This window comes from Escherichia sp. E4930, assembly GCF_005845405.1.
GTDB lineage: Bacteria > Pseudomonadota > Gammaproteobacteria > Enterobacterales > Enterobacteriaceae > Escherichia.
Genome location: NZ_VCDZ01000003.1, coordinates 1 through 18568 on the forward strand (window position 1 = coordinate 1; position 18568 = coordinate 18568).

Consider the following 18568-nt stretch of genomic DNA (forward strand, 5'->3'; position numbering starts at 1 on the left):
CACGTAAATCACGTCAGGCGCAGGGCTAAACCAGTCAGCAAGGGGGWAACCATGCAGCAGCACCAGGTGGCACCGCATCACGGGCAGTTCAGGAAATTCGGGCAGCACGTGAGCAGTGGGAACGTGAAAACGGATTTATCAGCGACGGAAACGGCGTGGAAGCTGTGGGAACTCATGGGGGAGGTTTATTCGAACCGCTGGACCCAGAAGAACGGGGCCGCACCTTCGAAGCTCTGGATTGCACAGATTGGCGCGATGACTGAGCAGCAAATCCGGCAGGTCTGCCGACAGTGCATGGACCGCTGCCGGGCGGGTGAAACATGGCCTCCGGACCTGGCTGAGTTTGTGGCGCTGATTTCGGAAAGCGGGGCCAATCCATTCGGTTTGACGGTGGATGCTGTGATGGAGGAATACCGCCGCTGGCGCAATGAGTCCTGGCGATACGACGGAAGCGATAAATATCCGTGGTCCCAGCCCGTGCTGTATCACATTTGCCTCGAGATGCGGGCAAAAGGGATTGAGCGTCAGATGACCGAAGGGGAGTTAAAACGGCTTGCAGAACGGCAGCTGACGAAATGGGCAAAGCATGTTGGTAATGGCCTCAGCGTTCCGCCTGTCCGGCGGCAACTGGCAGCACCAGAACGCCCGTCGGGGCCAACACCAATTGAGTTGCTGAAACGGGAGTATGAACGCCGGAAGGCAGCTGGTTTTGTATGAATTGTGAAGGTGATTTTTCAGGAGGACTTGTGGCAAAAGTTTTTACACCCGAACAGCGGGAAGAGCTGAAGGCACGAATTATCGGGTTGGTACGCAAAAATGGACGCATGACGATGTCGCAGCTGGAGAGAGCGACTGGGGCAGGCTGGCATTCGGTCCGACGCTGCCTTGTGGATGTGCTGGCTTGTGGCGATTTATACATGTCCGGGGAATACGGTGTTTTTGCATCGGAGCAGGCGTATCGTGAATGGCGTAAGACACCGGAGAAAACAACTGACCAGACACTGATTCGAAAGTTACCAGACGGAGAGATACGCCTCTACGACAGACGCCTGAATATAATCTGCCGTGAGTGCCGGCAGAGTGAGGTTATGCAGCGGATTTTGGCGTTCTATCAGGGTAATTATCAGGAGGTGATGCTGTGAGTGAAATTAGCTATCAGGCTTCAATTACCGCTGGCATCCGCATCAAAGGAGAGGAGCATGGAAATAAAACCAGAAGATGAGTTAAGCAATATCGTTTTATTTCCGGTAAAAGAGGATGACCCACGTAATCAGGTTAATTTTCTTTATGAGCCATCGGAAAGACCATATTGCCATCACGCCTCTGTCCGGGTTGACGAAAAAGAGCGTCAGGTCCGCTGCAAAATCTGTGGTGCAGTTGTGGAGCCGTTTGACTGGATGCTCTCTGTGGCGAAAAAAGAAACCAGACTGGCAGATGATGTAAGGCTATTGCGCCAGGAGGAGCAGGAAAGGCGGAAAAATATAGAAAAGTTAATTCAGATTGAGCGTAACGCGAAAGCGCGGATACGCAGGGCGACAAAATCCAGAACTGAATAATTAAATTTAACACTGTTAAAAATTTAATCCTTAACCGGAGGGATTTCTTCACCCTCAGAACATCAGGAGGCCGCCCGAAAGGGCGGTAAGAAATGACTACATTATTCAGAAAAGAATATCCGCGAAAAAGTAGAGCGACAGAATTTCTGTTTCTCATTCTGTTTGTTGTGTTAATGATACCGATATCCCCGCTAATTTTTGTCTGGGCAATCGGGAAAATAATTGAGCCAGTTATTGAATTGTATAACGACGTTGTATGGGCCCCGTTCAACACACTGCACAATAAAATTAATCCGTATAAGGAAAACTGACATGACCACTATAACCAGAGAAAACGCGGAGATTAAATCCTTCATCACTGGCTTTTTGAGCGATTCAGCGCACGATAACCGATCTTCAAACAGCCTGCTTGCCAATGTGTTTCGTATCGCGCTGGCATCGCTGGAAGCAGAGCCGGTGGCGTGGAAGGTAACCTTCACGCAAATTGACCATGAATATAATACGTTCACCGCTATGTATTCTGGCAAAGCAGAAGCCGAACGGTGGGTGCGACTGCATGAAGTGGGTGACTTTCGGGCAGAAATAACACCACTTTATGCAGCGCCGCCAGCACAAGTGTTACCGAACGATGGGGTTGAGCTACTGGAAGAATTCGTCTGGACTGGTGAGGAATGGTGCGTGCCATTAACTGGCTCTGAACCGGAGGATGATGTTCCTGAATCGTTCTCTGCGAGTATCAGTGTTAGTTGTGCTGATGATGTTGAGGTGTGGGTATCAGTGCCGCCGTATATGATAATTCCCTACATTGAGGGTGAGCAGGATGAGGATTTATTTGATACGTGTGCTGGAGCATTACGTATATCGTTTCTGGATTTGCTAAAGGCGTATACAAGTTCGTGCATCAGAGAGGATGCGGGGGATGGTGTTTTATACATGGCTAATTTTTTCGAGAGAATGTCGAAAAGTCTTCGTAAATTTTATGGCACCCTTCCACAGGAAGAAATAGCTGCTGCGAAGGTGGATGTTGATCTGGTCATCCCGTGGGAGCGGGGAGGTCATGAGGAGGGGGATAAGTGAGCTGGCCTGAGGCATTCACAACGGTAGGAATTGCGATGGCGGTGGCGCTGGTGGTGTATTCGATTTGCCGCTGGGGTTGACGTAATTACTAATCCGGGGCTATATTTCCGACGCGTCAGCAAAATCTGGCGCCGGGATTGGAACCCCGGATATTCAACCGCGACAGATACACGCCGCGAGCGTGTTTTTTATTGTCGTAAGCACACACATCTGAATTATGGTGGGGCGTATGGGGGAGCCGAAAGGCTCGCCGGTTGGTTGATCCGGTAGTTCCAACCCTGTACGTCTCACCACCCAATGATTGGAACCTGACGGTGGTGATAGTTAAATTCATCAACCAGAGGGCGTTATCATGACGACTCAAATTTCTGTCGAAAACCTTTCCCCGATTACCCATAATCAGATCCCAGTTATTACCACAGAACTATTGGCGCACCTCTATGGCGCGGATGTAAACAGTATCCAGCAAAATCATAAGCGCAACTCTGTGCGTTTTATTGAAGGTAAACATTTTTTTAAGGTTATGGGCGAGGAGCTTAAAAATTTGCGACTGACAGTAAGTCAGTTACAAATTTCGCCCAAAACCCGCTCGCTTATACTCTGGACAGAACGCGGAGCAGCCCGCCACGCAAAAATGCTGGAAACCGATCAGGCGTGGGAAGTGTTCGAAAAACTGGAAGACAGCTACTTCAACCAGTACGAGAAAGAGCGCGCTACGGGTAAAATGAATATCGATTTTCACCTGGCAATCCGTGACGATAAGACCGCCTTCATCCGAAGTTATGCGCCTGGTCAGCTGGTGACGGTTGAAGAAGCCCTGACTTTGCTTAAATCGCGCGGATGGCTGGTAATGCCACGGGATGAACTGGCCGGAAAATTAATGGAGCTTTAAACCAGATACAAAAAACCCCTGCTGGTTAGGTCAGGGGTTTTTTGATGGTTTTCGCGAAAAGTGGTGTGAATTCGCATATAACCACTGTTTTGTTGCTTGTACAGGCAGGCAACACTCAACAGGGTTAAGATTACTTAATTCTCCGCAAATTTCAAGAAATTATTAGCTTTTCCTAATATCGCGAGTTGTGTAAAATGCAACTTGTTGAGAACGTTACTGTTATCAGAACAGGTGCTGAAACGGATTTTCCCCGGTGAAACAGGTGGTGCTGTCAGGGCTCTAACCTGGAAGATGGCAAGCAACACTCAACAGAAGCACGAATTGACTTTGGGGAAATGTCAGAGCCAGTCAATTCTGCCACTTCCTTACGTAAGGAAAACGGATGATGGACGCCCGACACCTGATTAAACAGGTAATCGAGATCATCATTGCTGTTTTACAGCTGATCCTGTTGTTCTTGTAATAGCGGGAAACGTAACTAAGGCGCGTCCAGTTTACCGACTGGCGCGCCTTTAACATATCCGGAGATTATCCGCTCAGCATTTTTTGCTTTAACAGATCAAGTTTTAGCCGATTCAGCCATTAAACCGACCTTCGTTTGTTGATAAGCGGGTATACCTGACTAGAATCGATTCACTTAAGTAGCGCGCAGGGATAAGAGGGATGGACCCTGAGAAGGGGAGAGCTATTTATCTGGAAGGATTCTGAAGATGAAAATCGAAGAATTGCGTGAAATTTTTAGTGAAAATGGCCTCTATGCCGTGCGCGTTGAGAATGGATCTATTGTCAGTTACTGCCGCATTAAATGTTTACAGTCTCAACAAAGGAAGAGTGGAGCTGTGTTAATTCATTTTGTGGACGGGCTTATGACGGACGGTTTTATTTTGCGTGAAGATGAATTTGTCACATCATTACGGGGGCTGAAAGAGGCCGGGCTTAAAGCTGGCTTTTCTGCTTTTGAGGATGTGTGAATTCAGCTACAATTCAGCACAGGGCTGAACCCCCTGTTGAGTAACACTGTGCCACCGGAGAAAGCCGATGGCGCAAAATTCCAGACCACACAATTCTGATAATTCAGCCGTCTTTGCCAGCAGGCACGGGCGGCGCTCTCACGCATTCAAATATGACTGGTATCAGCACGATCCCTGCACTGAAGAACAGGCCGAATGGCTGATTCATAACTACCGCAGACGTGGGTATGAGTTTAAGAAAGCCCTCAGTCTCGATTATCGTCACTGGATAATCTACGTCAGACTGCCGTACTCCGAGCGCCCACCGCGTCCGTCCCGCACATTCCAGCAACGCATCTGGAGGTAACGTGCGGGTATTGCTTCGACCTGTTCCGGTACCGGAACTTGGGCTGGTGGTCCTTAGGCCGGGCCGTGAATCCATGCAAGTATTTCATAACCCTCGAGTGCTGGTGGAGCCTGAACCGAAAAGCATGCGCGGTCTGCCGTCCGGAGTCGTTCCCGCCGTTCGCCAGCCGCTGGCGGAAGATAAATCGTTACTGCCATTTTTCAGCGACGAACGGGTGATTCGTGCTGCTGGCGGTGCTGGTGCACTGTCTGACTGGTTACTGCGGCATGTTAAATCCTGCCAGTGGCCACACGGCGATTATCATCACAGTGAAACCGTCATTCACCGTTACGGTGCTGGCGCGATGGTGTTGTGCTGGCACTGCGACAACCAGTTGCGCGACCAGACCTCCGAATCACTGGAACATCTGGCTCAACAAAACCTGGCAGCCTGGATGATTGACGTCACCCGTCACGCAATGAACGGCCCGCGGGAGCGGGAATTATCGCTGGCTGAATTATCCTGGTGGGCGGTCTGCAATCAGGTAGCGGACGCATTACCGGAGGCAGTAATACGTCGTTCGCTGAGATTACCAGTGGAAAAAATCCGTTCCGTATATCGCGAAAGCGACATCGTACCGGGAGAGCAGAGAGCCACCAGCATACTGAAGCAGCGCACAAAAAATATTGCGTTACCGCCTCACGTCCACCAGCAACAGAGCCTGCCACAGGAAAAGACGGTGGTAAGCATCGCTGTTGATCCGGAGTCTCCGGAATCTTTCATGAAGCGACCAAAACGTCGCCGCTGGGTTAATGAAAAGTACACGCGCTGGGTTAAGGCGCAGCCGTGTGCGTGTTGTGGTAAGCCAGCCGACGATCCCCACCACCTGATAGGCCACGGTCAGGGCGGAATAGGGACAAAAGCCCACGATATTTTCACGCTACCGCTGTGCCGGGAGCATCACAACGAACTTCATGCTGATCCGCTGGCATTTGAAGAAAAGCATGGTTCCCAGATTGATTTAATTTTCCGTTTTCTTGATCACGCCTTTGCAACCGGCGTGCTTGGGTAAAAGAGGTTACTGATGCGTATAGAGTTTGTTTTGCCTTACCCGCCGACGGTGAACACCTATTGGCGACGTCGTGGCAGCACATATTTTGTATCAAAAGCCGGTGAGCGTTATCGCCGGGATGTGGCGCTTATTGTTCGCCAGCAGCGACTGAAATTAAATCTGTCCGGTAGATTGGCAATCAGGATTATTGCAGAGCCACCGGATAAGCGCCGCCGCGACCTGGACAATATCCTGAAGGCACCACTGGATGCACTGACACATGCAGGACTGCTTATCGACGACGAGCAGTTTGATGAAATTAATATTGTGCGCGGTCAGCTCGTTCCAGGTGGGCGACTGGGCGTGAAGATTTACGAAATCAGAGGTAATAACGATGGCGCGTGATATTCAGATGGTTCTGGAGCGATGGGGGGCATGGGTGGCAAATAACCACGAGGATGTTACATGGTCATCTATTGCTGCAGGTTTTAAAGGGTTAATACCGTCGAAGGTGAAATCACGTCCCCAATGTTCCGACGATGACGCAATGATCATTTGTGGGTGCATGGCCCGGCTGAATAAGAATAACAAAGATCAGCATGATCTACTGGTGGATTATTACGTTGGGGGAATGACGTTTATGGCGCTGGCACGTAAACACGGGTGTTCTGATACGTGTATTGGTAAACGTCTACAAAAAGCAGAAGGGGTAATTGATGGTATGTTGATGATGCTGAATGTCTCACTGGAGATGGATTGGGCTGTGTCGGTTTGATTTATGTCATTTTTTACAGCGGCGCAATGGAGAGAATAGCAAAAGTTTTTGGTAATACAGTAAACAGGATGGATATGTTCAAAAAATCATTACTCTTAACATTGGTGATGTGTTTGCTTTTTTCTTCTTTTGCGGACGCAAAACGGAGACATAAAAGATCATCTCATCGTTCGCAGCATCATCACTATTACAGGGATAACAGAGCAAGTAAGCAGGAAGTTTGCTCGGAAGGATATGTTGATTATTTTGGAGTGTGCAAGGGCAAAGACATAAAACAGGGCGAAGATCCAAAACCAGCTATTCAAAAGAAAAAAATAAATAAGGCGAGCAAAAATACATCAAGTATAAAAAATAGCCAACCAGACCGGCGAGAGAAGACAGCGTTTCAGCAGAAAAAAAATGTACCGACTTGTGCGCCGCTGAATATGGCGCATAAACCGGGATATACGAATTTGCCTATATGTGTGGACGGAGAATACTAATGTAACACAAAGATGTTTACGATCGTAAAAATCCGGATATCCTGTTAAGAGTGGTTACTTCGCCACACAGCTTAAACCCGCCGCCAAGCGGGTTTTTTTGTGTCTGAAAAATGGTGCAGTACGTTAAATGTGTATGTTGTTTTTTTAAAATTTAGAAATAATAAAAATGCATACGTATATTTACGAATATTGACATGGCTTTCTATTGAAAAAAGAACCGGCATTATTAATATCTGTCATCGGTTCCGAAGGGGATGTAAGCGCGGTCATTTTTATTTCTCTTGAGGAACCAATGCCGACTTAGCTCAGTAGGTAGAGCAACTGACTTGTAATCAGTAGGTCACCAGTTCGATTCTGGTAGTCGGCACCATATGCGGGTATCGTATAATGGCTATTACCTCAGCCTTCCAAGCTGATGATGCGGGTTCGATTCCCGCTACCCGCTCCAGCATTTGAAACAAGCCTTATTGTATTGCGGCACTGGCGTATTTTTTTTATTACGTGGGAGCAGGTTGTTTTGAAAAAGCATTCTGTTCTCTGGCTATGATTTGAGGCCGGGTGTAGCCTCAGTGCTGATTTTTTACGGCAGCAGAATGGTGCATTATCGGTGGAGATTTTGTATTTCCTGGCAGGGTCGGTGATGCATCATTCTGGTGTTGTAAACAGCACCGCAGAGGTGTTCCTCAGTGCGAGGGTGGTTTATATAGTGGTTTAGCGGGGAATCACAATATCTGTTGTAGGGATGGATATTTCGGGAGGCACCCGACACCTCGAATACATTACAACAAAAATGATACATCCATTACATTGACCAACCGCCTCCACTGGGCGGTTTTTTTATTATCAATCCGGAAAAAAAGAATGCACGGACACTGATAATGTCCGTGTGGCAATGCCATGTAAGTCAGCGATGAATATGGCGCAAAAAAAAGCGCGGCTGTCGGATTAACGCCGCGGGACAAAGTCCGTGAAGAAGAATAAGTATTGGCCCCCTTCTGGGGACGAGTTAATATTACTAAGCTTTAAAAATAGTTTAAATCCTCAGATTAACCTTAATTTCAGATAAGCTTTATTTCATTTCTTTGCGCCACATCTGGCGCGCATCAAATAACGCCACGCAAAGGGCATCTGCGGATGCCGGTGCTTTTGACGGGGTGTTTTTTACGGGCCGCTGGTGGCCCTTTTTTATTTACAGGAGATGTTATGGCAGAACCAGTATCCGGCACGACACAGGCCGGGCTGGCTGTTGGCGGGGTAACCGTTGTCGGCCTGTTCGACTGGATTGAGCCAGGCGTATTAATCGGGGCTTTTGCAGGTTCCATTATTTTTGTTATGTCGGCGCGCGAATACCCGGTCTGGGGAAAATTGCTGCTTTTTATCGCGTCACTGATGGCGGGAATTGTCGCCGCACCGTTCTCGTCTTCGGTTATCACTTTGCTGACACCGGAAAGCATTTCAGCCAGTCGTTCGGTTGGTGCGCTGGTGGCGTCTGCGGTATCGGTCCGCTTGCTAATGCTGTTGGGGAATGAGCCGTCATCATTATTTGGTCGGTTCTGGCCTAAAGGGAGAGGAGGCGATGGGGGTAAGTAATTTTATTCTTACGCTGAATGCGTTCACCTGCGCCCTGATTGTTCTCGTCCTTCTGGCTTATCAACGAAGTGGCGCAAATTACTGCTGGAAGTCCTCTTTTTGCGCCTGGTTGCTGATGGTTGCCTGCGGCTCGGTAACCATCTTGATTCTGACCGGGGTCTATCGTCATCCGAGCATACCCGAAACCGTTATCAATATCGCACTGCTGGTGACTGTATGGGGTGCCGGGGGAAATATATCCCGACTGGTAAACAGCAGGAAAAAATTAACAGGAAAATATCATGACAAAAGACGAGATTTTTGATGCCGTTCTGGGTAAAGAGGGCGGCTACGTCAACCATCCGGATGATAAAGGTGGGCCGACCAAATGGGGCATTACGGAAAAAGTCGCCCGTGCGCACGGATATCAGGGCGATATGCGTGACCTGACGCGCGGGCAGGCGCTGGAAATACTCGAGGCGGATTACTGGTATGGCCCACGATTCGACCAGATTGCGAACCTGTCACCGGATATTGCTGCAGAGCTGTGCGACACGGGCGTGAACATGGGACCAGCCGTGGCGTCCAGAATGCTTCAACGCTGGCTGAACGCTTTCAACCTGCGCGGGAAACTGTATCCGGATATGGATGCAGACGGACGTATCGGCCCACGAACTGTTAATGCGTTACGGGCATATCTGAAAAATCGCGGCAGGGATGGAGAGCTGGTAATGCTGACCGCCCTGAACTGTACGCAGGGTGACCGCTATCTGGAGCTGGCAGAGAAACGGGAAGCCAACGAGTCGTTTGTGTACGGCTGGATGAAAGAGCGCGTTGGTTTGTAAATTTATCGGAAAAGGTCGCTGCGGCGGCCTTTTTTATTGCTCAAAAAACGAAAGAACGGAGGTACGTATGTACGCACTGAAAAAAATTACGGTAACTGAAGATGGTCGCCAGGTTGAGGAAGTGCATGTCCTGGGGGATATGTATCGTCTGGAGTTCTATCCGCGTGACACTCATCTTGCAGCAAAAATTGAGTATTGCCGGGGCGGGGGTATTCCATGTATTCCGGTAGAAAAAGAGGATGAGGCTTACATTACCACGCTGACTGGAGACACGGTGCGTTGTATCTGTCGCGGTGACAGTAAAGCCAGGAATGAAATAGCCAGATGCCGAACCCATACCAGTAAATAAAAAGTAAAACCCCGGCTGCTGGAACAGTCCGGGGTTTTTGGTTTTCACGTCAAAGAGGAAATTGTGATCAGTGAGTACGGAGAAAATCCTCGTGGGGAAGTATAAAAGATTCTTTTTGAGGTTGTCCATTATGAAAGGTATAGAAGTGGAAACTCCCGCGAGCCTTGATTTGACAAGGGCTGCGGCCTTTGCAATTCGCCTTGTGGCGGTCGCTGTTCTGATTTGGGCTGTGCGTTGGTGGTGACATGAGCCGAAAACACTGGACACACAGAATGCCGCGAACGGCGGCGAAATGGGCACTGGTAGCGATACTGGTGCCTTTTTTCTTGGTGGGATGCGTCAGTCTGGATAAGGCGCGCCAGTTTTTGGACGCTGCTTCTCAGGTTTGCCAGTTGATTGATGGTGTTCGACGTTGTTTTGAAATAAATGATCATTATCAATGAGTTAGCATGGTTCTGATGATAATTTCTCCATGCGTACGCAACAATTGGAGAAAATATGAAAAGTATTGCTGACTATCTTAATGATACTCAAGGTACGGGGCCCGCTGTAGGTAAGATGTTTGGCCTGTATGGTATGCAGATTGGACGATTCATAGGGGCAGAAGGACGAAAACTTCACCTTGTATTCGTCCATCCTGTAAATGGGCGTATGGATGTGCCAATTCATATTGAAATGCCGATTCCTATTCGTATTAATGGAGGGAATATTGAAGGACCTATTATGAATCCAGTGCTGAACGATATTATTCAACTTGATTAAATAATGAATTCAAATCAAACCCGCTTCGGCGGGTTTTTTTATTGTCAATAATAAAACTCCTCTTCAGGAGGTTGGAATTTTTGGAGTAATTATGTGGAAAACTACAGGTGAGAAAGTGATTGTTGCATATGTTAATGGTAATGCGAAATACTCACGTATCGAAATGAGCGGTCAACATGCTCGATTGATTCGTGAGTAACAGGCATTACAGCAGCCCTTCAGTGAGGGGCTGCGATAATGCAACACAGGAATAAAAACCGGCCAGGGAGAATCCGTTAAAGATCTGCCGGTGGCGAAAAAGTGCCAGGCGCTCAACCTAAGCTGATTCTCTGTTGAATACAATAATTTTATTTACATCTATGTGAATGCGTAGGGCTTCTGTGATGCACGTCATGTTAACGATGTATGGATATGCGAATCATTCCCATTTTCACGGGTCCTTCCTGAATTTTGGAACACCGAGGGGATGCGGACACGCAGAAATCGCCAAATTTTTGCATTTTCATCGTTCATCACCACCACTGTAATTTATTGATAATGAAAGGTTAAAAAAAAGTTGGTGTCGAAAGTGCTCGTTTTTTGTTCATCACTGGAGGGTAAGTGGATAAGGAACTGAAACACCTTGTTCTTAATGTCAGCCAGTTGGCTGCGCTGTCTGGTGTGCACCGACAGACTGTCGCATCAAGAATCAAAAATGTCCGAACAGCGGGTGGACATGAAAGTAATCTCAAGCTGTATAAACTTACCGATATTCTGGCAGAGCTAATGAAATTGCCACCGCCTGTCGCTGAAGGGGAGATGGATCCCCATGACCGAAAAGCCTGGTATCAGTCAGAACGTGAACGCCTGAAATTCGAACAGGAGGTCGGAGAACTGATCCCTGCGTCTGATGTCGCTCGTGAATTTGCTGAAATGGCAAAGGCTATGGTGCAGGTTCTGGAAACTCTCCCCGATATTCTTGAACGCGATTGTGCTCTTGAGCCTTCGGCTGTCATGCGGGTGCAAAGCATTATTGATGATCTGCGTGACGAAATTGCACGACGGGTGGCAGATGACAGCAAACAGGAAGATGCAGAGGAGGAAAATCAGGAGGACGAATAATGCCTGTGCAGGCGACCGCCAGATCGTTGAAACTGGATACAGGCCAGTTAATTAAAGCGCCGCGCAGAATGCCTGTTGCCGAAGCGGTACAAAAATTTATGCGAGTCCCTACATCTGGTGGCAACTCTGTTCCGTGGGATCCGATGGTTGCACCGTATGTGATTGAACCCATGAACTGCCTGTCGTCCCGTGAGTTTGATGCGGTTGTTTTTGTTGGTCCTGCCCGTACGGGCAAGACTAACGGCCTGATTGATGGCTGGGTGGTTTATAACATTGTCTGCGATCCGTCTGACTTTTTGCTGGTGCAGATGACGCAGGATAAGGCGCAGGAGCACTCCAAAAAGCGCCTGGCAAGAACATTTCGTTGCAGCCCGGAGGTCAGAAAACGCCTCAGCCCACGCCGTAACGATAACAACGTTCATGACAAATATTTTCTGTCGGGCAGCTTTCTGAAAATCGGCTGGCCTTCCATCAATGTCATGTCATCCTCTGATTTTAAATGTGTGGCGCTGACTGATTACGACCGATTTCCTGAAGATATCGATGGCGAAGGTGATGGTTTCTCCCTGGCTTCAAAACGTACCACAACATTTATGTCAGCTGGTATGACGCTGGTGGAGAGTTCTCCCGGGCGTGAAATCACAAACAGCAAGTGGCGCAGAACGTCACCGCATGAAGCCCCGCCCACCACGGGGATCCTTTCTCTGTATAACCGTGGCGATCGTCGTCGCTGGTACTGGCCTTGTCCGGATTGTGGTGATTATTTCCAGCCATCGATGGAGGCTATGACGGGATATCGTGACAATCCTGATCCTGTAAAAGCCAGTGAAGCGGCTCATATATTGTGTCCGCATTGTGGCAGTCAAATCACTGCAGATATGAAACGTGAACTGAATGGTCGCGGTGTCTGGTTGCGTGAAGGTGAGCAGATTGACAGAGAAGGGAATGTTACCGGAACGCCACGTCATTCAAGGATAGCCAGCTTCTGGATGTAGGGTACATTTCTTACCTGTTTTTATGTTCTGGTGTCGTTTTATAGTCTTTTCAATGAGTTGTGATTTTTTGAGTTTCCTCTCTTTACTTGATAATGAGTTAGTTTATCGCTTGTTATCGACTTGAATGGACTACATGACGGACTAAAAAATGAGGGCGACAGATGTCGGTAAAGCCATTAACCGTGACTGAAGTTAAGGGGATGAAACCACGTGAAAAGGACTATGCTGTTTATGATGGGTTCGGTTTATTGCTGAATGTGAGTAAAGCTGGTGGGAAAGTGTGGCGTTTTCGTTATAGCCATCCGATAACGAAGAAACGGCAGACATACACGATAGGGCGTTTTCCTGAATTCTCACTCGCGGAAGCACGGGAAGTACGTGATGAACTTCGGCGAATGATTGCACGTGGAGTTGATCCAGTGACAGAGAAGAAAAATCGTAAAATTGAGATGGCACTAAAAAATCTACAGACATTTGAATCTGTTGCTAATGCATGGGTTGCCTTTAAAAAGGGAGCAGAATTGCGGAAGCCTACGTTAAATAACATCGAATATGAAGTATATAAATATCTTGTTCCTTTCTTTGGTAAATATAGTATAGATAAGATTACAGCGCCATTAGCAATTAAGATACTGGATGCAGTATCTGATAAAAATGCGTTGCAAAAAAAATTAATATCAAGATTAAATGAAATTATGAATTATGCCGTAAATTGTGGTGCGTTAAAAATAAATCCATTGCTTAAAATAAAGACTGCATTCGCTGGAAAGAAAAATAAATCATTGGCTGCGTTACCTATAGAAAGATTACCTGAATTTCTGAGTTGGTGGGATAGTGTGCCTCATAACTACCAAATAGCGCATAATGCACTTTTATTCCAGGTATTGACCATGGTCAGGCCGGGAGAGGCGATCCAGGCAGAGTGGTCAGAGATAGATTTTGATGCTGGTCTGTGGGTTATTCCTGAGCATAAAATGAAATGCCATCGTGAACATGTTGTGCCCCTGTCATCACAGGCCATTAGCATCCTGAGAACAATGCAGGAAATAAAAAGAGGGCGTTATGTATTCTATTCATCCAGAACCAAAGACGCGCCTATGGGGAGGAAAACTATAAATACTGCGATTACCTCCAGTAAGTTCAAAGGGATTGTAACGTTACATGGTTTTCGTTCGATGTGGAGTACGCTTTTAAATGAGGAAGGATTTAACCCCGATGTAATTGAGGCTGCATTAGCACATAAAAGTGGTGATAAAATAAGAGATATTTATAATAGAACTACTTATTTAGAACAACGCAAAATTATGATGCAATGGGTAGGCGATTTTTTTGATGAGGCGAGAAAAGGGGTAATTAATAGATCCTGTGGTAAGAAAGGTTTGAGAATAGTAAATGGTTGAGGAGTTCAGCAAATGAATACCAATGAAGATATTTTATTTACTAAAGACGTAATGAAAATTTTGCGCTATGGGGCAATGAGCGCATTCATTAATTTCTGGAAAGATGAAAGCAATGGTTTTCCTCAACCGTTCAGAATTGGGCGGCGGCATACCTGGCACCGTAGAGATGTAGAGGCATGGTTAGATAAACAACGAGAACAGGCCAATCCCCACTAATAATATCTTTCATACCCCGCACACAATGCGGGGTTTTTTGTATGTGAGGTAAAAAAACGATGAATAAAAATATTGCCGTGACGGGCAAGGGTGACGCTCGTCCAGTGAAAAATTTCTGCAATATTCGTGATCTAATCGTTCTGCGCTTTGATGGCGTGGATGTTCGCGTGGTGTATCTGAATGGCGATCCGTGGTTTGTTGCAAAGGATGTTTGTGAAGCTCTGGAAATAAGCAACTCACGCGATGCTCTAAAAGCTCTGGATGTGGATGAGAAGAATACCGTCGCTTTAAGCTACGGTATTCGCGGAAATCCAAATCATAGCGTCGTTTCTGAATCTGGTTTTTACAAGCTGATCGCCAGAAGTCGCAAAGCTGTTACTCCTGGCACGTTCGCCCATCGTTTCAGTAATTGGGTATTCAGAAATGTGATACCGGGTATCAGAAAAACGGGGGCTTATGGTATCCCGTGGGGCGCATTACAGGATTTTTCCCGCCGTAAAGAGCAATATCAGATAAGTGCCAGCGAGAAGGGGAGGGAGCTACAGGCATGTAAGCGCAAAAAGCGTGAGCTGGAGGAAGAAGAAAAAAGGCTGATACGTGAATATCAGCCTGAGTTTTACTTTGACAACTGCATTCAGTGACAAAACAAAGGCGACCGGGGGCGGTCGCCAATGGGAAAACACTAAACATAAGCACGGGGATGATAGCCGCTATCAGGCTGGTGGGCAATGCAATCAGTCTTGTTCAGTTCGTTGCCATACCTGCAATGAGCGCGTTTCCCTGTACTCTTTAAGGAATTGCTCAAGGGCAAAAGCACATGGCGCGAATCTTTCTGATTCATGCTCTATCTTTCTGCGCCGTCTTTTCCGTGCCGGTGATAATGTTTTGGTCAATTCTTTATCGGTCATTGTGTTGTCCTGCATAGCAATGCGCCGTAATACCTTACACCACGGCGCTGGTGATGGTTATTCCTGCTCTTTGGCCTTGCGACGCTGGCGGTATTCAACTTCTCGCTTTAATGCTGCTGTTACAAACTGCCCTGTACTTTCACCAGGCATTTTTACCGCCTCAACATTGTTCATAACTTCATGCGGAACCCTTGCCGCAACTGTTTGTGATTTTGCGTTTACTGCTTTTGTCGCCATGTTGTGTACCCCTTACAAAAAACAAATGCAGTATGCAGGAAAAAAAATAAGTGTTCAACACTTGACGTGTTTAACACCAGGGCTTAAATTGGTGTTCAACACCTTGTTGATGCAAGGTGCAGAAACGACGAAACCCGGCAGTGCGCTAACACTAACCGGGCTTCTAACCACCAACGATAGAAAGCGTATCGAGGTAGCTATGTTAAATCATACCACACACCCGCAAGGGCGGGACTCGCACAACCTGAATAAATACATCTGGCGTTTTATCGCCCTGAGCACGGCACAACCGCGCGTGATTACCATTGAGGCCACCAGCGAACAGGAAGCACGCCAGCAATCTCCTGATGGCTGTGTGATGGTATTCGCCGCCCGTATTCGCCAGGGGGTGCACCATGTGCAATAAAAACACGCCGGACGCAGCAGGCGAAGCATTGAAAGTACTGATACATGCGCTTGTGGATATAAATTGCATGGTAGAGATCATGGAGAAGAAATCACAGTCGGAGTACGACAAAAGAAAATTTAAAACAATAAAAATAATTACCAAAAACTCACTGACAAAAGCTACAGACATCCTCAATGAGGACACTAAAAGAATCAGGGGGAAACTGTGTGATGCATAAAATACCTTTTGATGTTCTTATTCATTCTGAAAACGCATTAATCCGCGCAAAGGAAATGGAGGCATTATTACTTAAGTTAATGGAAGTGCCGGAAAATGGCGATGAATCATATCCCATGATGTTTTCTGCCGTGCACACATTATTAACGCCAGTAATTAACGAATTAAATACGGTGATGGCAATTCACGAGAATAATAAAACGCATCACACCGGAGAATAAAAACCATGAAACAGAAAAATTCTGGCTTTACTGCCAGCGGCCTCTCTCGGCCTGAAATCCGCCCCGGCGATATTTTCAAAGATAAATACGGCGGCACTGTAACGATTAAAAGCGTGGCGGGACGGTGTGTTACTTACCGCCGTGATGGGTACGGCTATGACTGCGTGATGCCTGTTTATCAGTTCCGGCGTGATTTTTCTCTGGTACAGAACGCAACACGCGGTAAGCCCACCAGCAGGGAAAAAGCACGGGAAAATATTAAGAAAATAAAAAGCATGCTCAGCGCATCCAGAGGTAAAAAATGAAACTGGCACCGAACGTAAAAAAACAGCCTCGCGGAATAAAAAACAAAGACACAGAGGTAATTATTTTCGCGGGTAGTGATGCCTGGTCGCATGCGCAACAGTGGCAGGAGAAGGACGGTCCCGCATCCGGCGATAATGTGCCGCCTGTGTGGCTTGGGCCAAATCAGCTTGCCGAACTTGATGCGCTGAAAATTGTTCCGGATGGAAAAAAACGCGTAAGGCTGTACCAGGCCGGAGAACTGGATTTAGTGGAGACCAAAAAGATTGGTCAGAAGCTGGCGGCGGCAGATATTCAGGATGCGAATTTTTACCCTGAAGGAATGCACGGTCAGAAGTGTGAAAACTGGCGGCGCTATTTGAATGCTGAGCGTGAAAATATTGCCGCAGGGCTTACCATGCCGGAGCAGAAAAATACGCAACTGGCACAGATGGCAGACAGTGAGCGCGCACAGATGCTTGCTGGTCGGTTTGATGGCGTATGTGTGCATCCGGAAAGTGAAATCGTTCACGTCTGGCGCGGCGGGGTATGGTGTCCGGTCAGCACAATGGAACTGAGTCGCGAAATGGTGGCGATTTATTCAGAACATAAGGCCACTTTCAGCAAGCGCGTAATCAGTAACGCCGTTGAAGCGTTAAAAGTTATTGCCGAACCAATGGGCGAGCCGTCCGGTGATTTGCTGCCGTTCGCCAATGGTGCGCTTGACCTGAAAACGGGGGAATTTTCCCCGCACTCGCCGGAGAACTGGATCACCACGCACAACGGTATTGAATACACGCCGCCAGTACCAGGGGAGAATATCCGCGACAACGCGCCAAACTTTCATAAATGGCTTGATCACGCTGCCGGAAAAGATCCGGGCAAGATGATGCGTATATGCGCCGCGCTATACATGATTATGGCGAACCGGTACGACTGGCAGATGTTTATTGAGGCCACCGGAGACGGCGGGAGCGGCAAGAGCACTTTCACGCACATAGCCAGCCTTCTGGCAGGGAAACAGAACACAGTAAGCGCTGAGATGACATCGCTTGATGATGCTGGTGGGCGTGCGCAGGTTGTCGGGAGTCGGCTTATTGTCCTGGCAGACCAGCCGAAATATACAGGCGAAGGCACGGGCATCAAGAAAATCACGGGCGGCGACCCCGTGGAAATTAACCCGAAATATGAAAAGCGTTTCACAGCGGTAATCAGGGCGGTTGTGCTGGCAACCAATAATAACCCGATGATATTCACCGAACGGGCCGGAGGCGTGGCACGTCGTCGCGTGATTTTCCGTTTCGACAATATCGTCAACGAGGCCGAAAAAGACAGGGAACTACCGGAAAAGATTGCGGCTGAAATCCCCGTCATTATCCGCCGATTACTGGCGAACTTTGCAGACCCTGAAAAGGCGCGGGCTTTACTACTGGAACAGCGTGACGGTGATGAAGCACTGGCGATAAAGCAGCAAACGGATCCGGTTATTGAGTTTTGCCAGTTCCTGAATTTTCTGGAGGAAGCACGCGGCCTGATGATGGGCGGCGGTGGCGATTCCGTGAAGTACACGACCAGAAACAGCCTTTACCGCGTCTATCTGGCGTTTATGGCATACGCAGGCAGAACCAAACCACTAAACGTAAATGACTTTGGCAAGGCCATGAAGCCAGCCGCAAAAGCTTACGGACATGAATATATTACGCGAAAAATTAATGGGGTGACGCAGACTAACGCAATAACAACCGACGATTGCGACGCGTTTTTATAATTTTTGGCAATTGCTGTCTACCTTGTCTACCTGATTACATAAAAGTTGTTTTAATTCAGTGTATTAATTTAGGTAGACAGCTTTTTTTTACTGTCTACAAGCTATCTACACTGTCTACCTGTTTTTGTAGCCAGCCGGAGGGATGAGTAGACATCAGGTAG

The 18568-nt window shown here is 47.6% G+C and carries 27 protein-coding genes, 2 tRNA genes and 4 pseudogenes; 32 read left to right on the top strand and 1 reads right to left on the bottom strand.

Annotated elements, in window-relative coordinates; translation table 11 throughout:
• The 27 genes and pseudogenes from FFT88_RS03045 to FFT88_RS03185 all read left to right on the top strand — a co-directional run.
• Window positions 1–263 (top strand): annotated as a pseudogene (locus FFT88_RS03045) (hypothetical protein); the annotation flags it as partial.
• On the top strand, window positions 256–717 hold the full coding sequence (locus tag FFT88_RS03050) for a replication protein P (protein WP_240731051.1): 462 nt from the start codon (window positions 256–258) through the stop codon (window positions 715–717). The pseudogene FFT88_RS03045 and the gene FFT88_RS03050, both read left to right, overlap by 8 nt.
• A 29-nt stretch (window positions 718–746) precedes the next feature.
• The gene (locus FFT88_RS03055; RefSeq protein ID WP_135404118.1) at window positions 747–1142 is read left to right on the top strand and encodes a DUF977 family protein; all 396 of its coding nucleotides are present in this window, start codon (window positions 747–749) and stop codon (window positions 1140–1142) included.
• A 57-nt stretch (window positions 1143–1199) separates the two neighbouring features.
• Complete coding sequence (locus FFT88_RS03060) at window positions 1200–1556, top strand: hypothetical protein (protein ID WP_135404453.1); 357 nt, start codon at window positions 1200–1202, stop codon at window positions 1554–1556.
• Window positions 1557–1648: 92 nt separating this feature from the next.
• The gene (locus FFT88_RS03065; RefSeq protein ID WP_135404119.1) at window positions 1649–1867 is read left to right on the top strand and encodes a DUF4014 family protein; all 219 of its coding nucleotides are present in this window, start codon (window positions 1649–1651) and stop codon (window positions 1865–1867) included.
• Window position 1868: 1 nt separating this feature from the next.
• A pseudogene (locus FFT88_RS25490) lies at window positions 1869–2183 on the top strand (hypothetical protein); the annotation flags it as partial.
• An 802-nt stretch (window positions 2184–2985) separates the two neighbouring features.
• A complete protein-coding gene (locus FFT88_RS03080; RefSeq protein ID WP_135404120.1) occupies window positions 2986–3525 on the top strand; it encodes an ORF6N domain-containing protein in 540 nt (179 codons plus the stop codon).
• A 382-nt stretch (window positions 3526–3907) separates the two neighbouring features.
• Window positions 3908–3988 (top strand): small toxic protein shoB, encoded by an 81-nt coding sequence (locus FFT88_RS03085; protein WP_135404454.1) that lies wholly within the window; start codon window positions 3908–3910, stop codon window positions 3986–3988.
• Window positions 3989–4235: 247 nt separating this feature from the next.
• Window positions 4236–4524, top strand: a pseudogene (locus tag FFT88_RS03090) (hypothetical protein).
• Between the two features lie 39 nt (window positions 4525–4563).
• A complete protein-coding gene (locus FFT88_RS03095) occupies window positions 4564–4842 on the top strand; it encodes a hypothetical protein (protein WP_135404122.1) in 279 nt (92 codons plus the stop codon).
• Window position 4843: 1 nt separating this feature from the next.
• Window positions 4844–5893: a DUF968 domain-containing protein gene (locus FFT88_RS03100; protein ID WP_135404123.1), complete on the top strand. Its 1050-nt coding sequence runs from the start codon at window positions 4844–4846 to the stop codon at window positions 5891–5893.
• A gap of 12 nt (window positions 5894–5905) precedes the next feature.
• Window positions 5906–6277 carry a RusA family crossover junction endodeoxyribonuclease gene (locus FFT88_RS03105; RefSeq protein WP_135404124.1) on the top strand — a complete coding sequence of 124 codons (372 nt, stop codon included), beginning with the start codon at window positions 5906–5908 and terminating at the stop codon, window positions 6275–6277.
• Window positions 6267–6647, top strand: coding sequence for an antiterminator Q family protein (locus FFT88_RS03110; RefSeq protein WP_000090267.1), 381 nt, complete (start codon window positions 6267–6269; stop codon window positions 6645–6647). Before FFT88_RS03105 ends, FFT88_RS03110 begins: the two co-directional genes overlap by 11 nt.
• Window positions 6629–7129 (top strand): hypothetical protein, encoded by a 501-nt coding sequence (locus tag FFT88_RS03115; RefSeq protein WP_135404125.1) that lies wholly within the window; start codon window positions 6629–6631, stop codon window positions 7127–7129. The genes FFT88_RS03110 and FFT88_RS03115 overlap by 19 nt, the downstream gene beginning before the upstream one ends.
• Before the next feature lie 294 nt (window positions 7130–7423).
• Window positions 7424–7499, top strand: a tRNA-Thr gene (locus FFT88_RS03120).
• 3 nt (window positions 7500–7502) lie between these two features.
• Window positions 7503–7577 (top strand) — tRNA-Gly (locus tag FFT88_RS03125).
• A 755-nt stretch (window positions 7578–8332) separates the two neighbouring features.
• A complete protein-coding gene (locus FFT88_RS03135) occupies window positions 8333–8719 on the top strand; it encodes a putative holin (RefSeq protein ID WP_135404126.1) in 387 nt (128 codons plus the stop codon).
• Window positions 8706–9023 (top strand): phage holin family protein, encoded by a 318-nt coding sequence (locus FFT88_RS03140; protein ID WP_167851599.1) that lies wholly within the window; start codon window positions 8706–8708, stop codon window positions 9021–9023. Before FFT88_RS03135 ends, FFT88_RS03140 begins: the two co-directional genes overlap by 14 nt.
• A complete protein-coding gene (locus FFT88_RS03145; protein ID WP_135404128.1) occupies window positions 8998–9543 on the top strand; it encodes a glycosyl hydrolase 108 family protein in 546 nt (181 codons plus the stop codon). Before FFT88_RS03140 ends, FFT88_RS03145 begins: the two co-directional genes overlap by 26 nt.
• Window positions 9544–9610: 67 nt before the next feature.
• A complete protein-coding gene (locus FFT88_RS03150) occupies window positions 9611–9892 on the top strand; it encodes a hypothetical protein (protein ID WP_135404129.1) in 282 nt (93 codons plus the stop codon).
• Window positions 9893–10022: 130 nt separating this feature from the next.
• The gene (locus FFT88_RS03155) at window positions 10023–10136 is read left to right on the top strand and encodes a hypothetical protein (RefSeq protein WP_001305859.1); all 114 of its coding nucleotides are present in this window, start codon (window positions 10023–10025) and stop codon (window positions 10134–10136) included.
• A 254-nt stretch (window positions 10137–10390) separates the two neighbouring features.
• Window positions 10391–10654, top strand: coding sequence for a hypothetical protein (locus FFT88_RS03160; RefSeq protein ID WP_062887078.1), 264 nt, complete (start codon window positions 10391–10393; stop codon window positions 10652–10654).
• 600 nt (window positions 10655–11254) lie between these two features.
• A complete protein-coding gene (locus tag FFT88_RS03165; RefSeq protein WP_135404130.1) occupies window positions 11255–11755 on the top strand; it encodes a DUF1441 family protein in 501 nt (166 codons plus the stop codon).
• Window positions 11755–12747 (top strand): annotated as a pseudogene (locus tag FFT88_RS03170) (phage terminase large subunit family protein); the annotation flags it as partial. The gene FFT88_RS03165 and the pseudogene FFT88_RS03170, both read left to right, overlap by 1 nt.
• 164 nt (window positions 12748–12911) lie before the next feature.
• Entirely contained in the window at window positions 12912–14150 is a 1239-nt protein-coding gene (locus FFT88_RS03175) for an integrase arm-type DNA-binding domain-containing protein (protein WP_135404131.1), read from the top strand.
• A gap of 12 nt (window positions 14151–14162) precedes the next feature.
• A complete protein-coding gene (locus FFT88_RS03180; protein WP_001095276.1) occupies window positions 14163–14366 on the top strand; it encodes a hypothetical protein in 204 nt (67 codons plus the stop codon).
• A 59-nt stretch (window positions 14367–14425) separates the two neighbouring features.
• The gene (locus tag FFT88_RS03185; RefSeq protein WP_135404132.1) at window positions 14426–15007 is read left to right on the top strand and encodes a BRO family protein; all 582 of its coding nucleotides are present in this window, start codon (window positions 14426–14428) and stop codon (window positions 15005–15007) included.
• Window positions 15008–15331: 324 nt separating this feature from the next.
• On the opposite strand, the gene FFT88_RS25495 is transcribed toward FFT88_RS03185, so the two are convergent.
• Window positions 15332–15511: a YlcI/YnfO family protein gene (locus FFT88_RS25495; protein ID WP_000201462.1), complete on the bottom strand. Its 180-nt coding sequence runs from the start codon at window positions 15509–15511 to the stop codon at window positions 15332–15334.
• Between the two features lie 199 nt (window positions 15512–15710).
• Here FFT88_RS25495 and FFT88_RS25500 point away from each other — a divergent pair, with 199 nt between their 5' ends.
• From FFT88_RS25500 to FFT88_RS03210, 5 genes are read left to right on the top strand one after another with little or no spacing between them, the layout of a single operon-like run.
• Complete coding sequence (locus FFT88_RS25500) at window positions 15711–15917, top strand: host cell division inhibitor Icd-like protein (protein WP_240731053.1); 207 nt, start codon at window positions 15711–15713, stop codon at window positions 15915–15917.
• A complete protein-coding gene (locus tag FFT88_RS03195) occupies window positions 15907–16137 on the top strand; it encodes a hypothetical protein (RefSeq protein WP_135404133.1) in 231 nt (76 codons plus the stop codon). The genes FFT88_RS25500 and FFT88_RS03195 overlap by 11 nt, the downstream gene beginning before the upstream one ends.
• Window positions 16130–16357: a hypothetical protein gene (locus tag FFT88_RS03200; protein WP_048222897.1), complete on the top strand. Its 228-nt coding sequence runs from the start codon at window positions 16130–16132 to the stop codon at window positions 16355–16357. Before FFT88_RS03195 ends, FFT88_RS03200 begins: the two co-directional genes overlap by 8 nt.
• 5 nt (window positions 16358–16362) lie before the next feature.
• Window positions 16363–16662, top strand: coding sequence for a DUF4222 domain-containing protein (locus FFT88_RS03205; RefSeq protein ID WP_048222894.1), 300 nt, complete (start codon window positions 16363–16365; stop codon window positions 16660–16662).
• Window positions 16659–18407 (top strand): DUF5906 domain-containing protein, encoded by a 1749-nt coding sequence (locus FFT88_RS03210; protein ID WP_135404134.1) that lies wholly within the window; start codon window positions 16659–16661, stop codon window positions 18405–18407. Before FFT88_RS03205 ends, FFT88_RS03210 begins: the two co-directional genes overlap by 4 nt.
• Window positions 18408–18568: the final 161 nt, after the last annotated feature.

What these genes read in the sequence shown, in the direction of transcription:
- FFT88_RS03050 (WP_240731051.1), top strand. Translation starts at nt 256, where the DNA reads ATGACTGAGCAGCAAATCCGGCAGGTCTGCCGACAGTGCATGGACCGC.
- FFT88_RS03060 (WP_135404453.1), top strand. Translation starts at nt 1,200, where the DNA reads ATGGAAATAAAACCAGAAGATGAGTTAAGCAATATCGTTTTATTTCCG.
- FFT88_RS03065 (WP_135404119.1), top strand. Translation starts at nt 1,649, where the DNA reads ATGACTACATTATTCAGAAAAGAATATCCGCGAAAAAGTAGAGCGACA.
- FFT88_RS03080 (WP_135404120.1), top strand. Translation starts at nt 2,986, where the DNA reads ATGACGACTCAAATTTCTGTCGAAAACCTTTCCCCGATTACCCATAAT.
- FFT88_RS03085 (WP_135404454.1), top strand. Translation starts at nt 3,908, where the DNA reads ATGATGGACGCCCGACACCTGATTAAACAGGTAATCGAGATCATCATT.
- FFT88_RS03095 (WP_135404122.1), top strand. Translation starts at nt 4,564, where the DNA reads ATGGCGCAAAATTCCAGACCACACAATTCTGATAATTCAGCCGTCTTT.
- FFT88_RS03105 (WP_135404124.1), top strand. Translation starts at nt 5,906, where the DNA reads ATGCGTATAGAGTTTGTTTTGCCTTACCCGCCGACGGTGAACACCTAT.
- FFT88_RS03110 (WP_000090267.1), top strand. Translation starts at nt 6,267, where the DNA reads ATGGCGCGTGATATTCAGATGGTTCTGGAGCGATGGGGGGCATGGGTG.
- FFT88_RS03135 (WP_135404126.1), top strand. Translation starts at nt 8,333, where the DNA reads ATGGCAGAACCAGTATCCGGCACGACACAGGCCGGGCTGGCTGTTGGC.
- FFT88_RS03140 (WP_167851599.1), top strand. Translation starts at nt 8,706, where the DNA reads ATGGGGGTAAGTAATTTTATTCTTACGCTGAATGCGTTCACCTGCGCC.
- FFT88_RS03150 (WP_135404129.1), top strand. Translation starts at nt 9,611, where the DNA reads ATGTACGCACTGAAAAAAATTACGGTAACTGAAGATGGTCGCCAGGTT.
- FFT88_RS03155 (WP_001305859.1), top strand. Translation starts at nt 10,023, where the DNA reads ATGAAAGGTATAGAAGTGGAAACTCCCGCGAGCCTTGATTTGACAAGG.
- FFT88_RS03160 (WP_062887078.1), top strand. Translation starts at nt 10,391, where the DNA reads ATGAAAAGTATTGCTGACTATCTTAATGATACTCAAGGTACGGGGCCC.
- FFT88_RS03175 (WP_135404131.1), top strand. Translation starts at nt 12,912, where the DNA reads ATGTCGGTAAAGCCATTAACCGTGACTGAAGTTAAGGGGATGAAACCA.
- FFT88_RS03180 (WP_001095276.1), top strand. Translation starts at nt 14,163, where the DNA reads ATGAATACCAATGAAGATATTTTATTTACTAAAGACGTAATGAAAATT.
- FFT88_RS03185 (WP_135404132.1), top strand. Translation starts at nt 14,426, where the DNA reads ATGAATAAAAATATTGCCGTGACGGGCAAGGGTGACGCTCGTCCAGTG.
- FFT88_RS25495 (WP_000201462.1), bottom strand. Translation starts at nt 15,511, where the DNA reads ATGGCGACAAAAGCAGTAAACGCAAAATCACAAACAGTTGCGGCAAGG.
- FFT88_RS25500 (WP_240731053.1), top strand. Translation starts at nt 15,711, where the DNA reads ATGTTAAATCATACCACACACCCGCAAGGGCGGGACTCGCACAACCTG.
- FFT88_RS03195 (WP_135404133.1), top strand. Translation starts at nt 15,907, where the DNA reads ATGTGCAATAAAAACACGCCGGACGCAGCAGGCGAAGCATTGAAAGTA.
- FFT88_RS03200 (WP_048222897.1), top strand. Translation starts at nt 16,130, where the DNA reads ATGCATAAAATACCTTTTGATGTTCTTATTCATTCTGAAAACGCATTA.
- FFT88_RS03205 (WP_048222894.1), top strand. Translation starts at nt 16,363, where the DNA reads ATGAAACAGAAAAATTCTGGCTTTACTGCCAGCGGCCTCTCTCGGCCT.
- FFT88_RS03210 (WP_135404134.1), top strand. Translation starts at nt 16,659, where the DNA reads ATGAAACTGGCACCGAACGTAAAAAAACAGCCTCGCGGAATAAAAAAC.